This window comes from Mesorhizobium sp. M7A.F.Ca.MR.362.00.0.0, from assembly GCF_004023175.1.
Taxonomy (GTDB): Bacteria; Pseudomonadota; Alphaproteobacteria; order Rhizobiales; family Rhizobiaceae; genus Mesorhizobium.
Map to the genome: position 1 here is coordinate 17,814 of NZ_RZTF01000090.1, position 1,068 is coordinate 18,881.

At 63.8% G+C, this 1,068-nt stretch carries 1 protein-coding gene; it reads right to left on the minus strand.

The features are described from left to right. Window positions 1-122: 122 nt before the first annotated feature. On the minus strand, window positions 123-1,068 hold a 946-nt coding region (locus tag EOC06_RS14175), incomplete at its 5' end, for a toprim domain-containing protein (RefSeq protein WP_245469585.1).

A 1,068-nucleotide genomic window follows, 5' to 3' on the forward strand; every position in this document is an offset into this window, starting at 1 on the left:
AATCCAATCCGACCGCGTCGGTTGCGTCAGGTCGGCCAAACTGGTTTCGAAATAGCCTTTCAGCCGTGCCGCAATCACACGCTGGTCTCCATATCAGAAGCGCAAGCTAAACCGGCTGATGGCTAGATATCCAGCACTTCCGTCTCGGCGAATTCGGCGCGTTCCTGGATGAAGCGGAAGCGGGCTTCCGGCTTGGTGCCCATCAACGCATCGACGGCGTCCTTGGTCGCCGCCTCGGCGTCGATCACGTCGATCCTGAGCAGCGTGCGCTTCCTCGGATCCATGGTGGTTTCCTTGAGCTGGGCCGCCATCATCTCGCCCAGGCCCTTGAAGCGGCCGAGTTCGACCTTGCCGCGCCCGGTGAATTCGGTGCGCAGGAGCTCGTCCTTGTGCGCGTCATCCCGGGCATAGGCGACCTTGCCGCCTTGCCTGATCGAGTAAAGCGGCGGCACCGCCAGATAGAGGTGGCCACCACGCACCAGCGCCGGCATCTCCTGGTAGAAGAAGGTGATCAGCAGCGAGGCGATATGGGCGCCGTCGACATCAGCGTCGGTCATGATGATCACGCGGTCGTAGCGCAGATCCTCATCGCGGTACTTCGAACGCGTACCGCAGCCGAGCGCCTGGATCAGGTCCGAAATCTGTTGGTTGCCGGCGAGCTTGTCGTTGCCGGCGCTGGCGACGTTGAGGATTTTTCCGCGCAGCGGCAGGACGGCCTGGCTGGCGCGGTCCCGCGCCTGCTTGGCTGAGCCGCCGGCCGAGTCACCTTCGACGATGAACAGTTCAGCGCCGGCCGCGGCATTCTGCGTGCAATCGGCGAGCTTGCCCGGCAGCCGCAGTTTGCGCACCGCGCTCTTGCGCGACACCTCTTTTTCCTGCCGTCGGCGCACCCTCTCGTCGGCGCGCGCGATCACCCATTCGAGCAGCTTCGAGGCTTCCTGCGGATTGTCGGCCAGCCAATGGTCGAACGGATCGCGGATCGCGGTCTCGACAATTCGAATTGCCTCGATCGTCGCCAGCCTGTCCTTGGTCTGGCCGACGAATTCCGGCTCGCGGATGAACACCGAC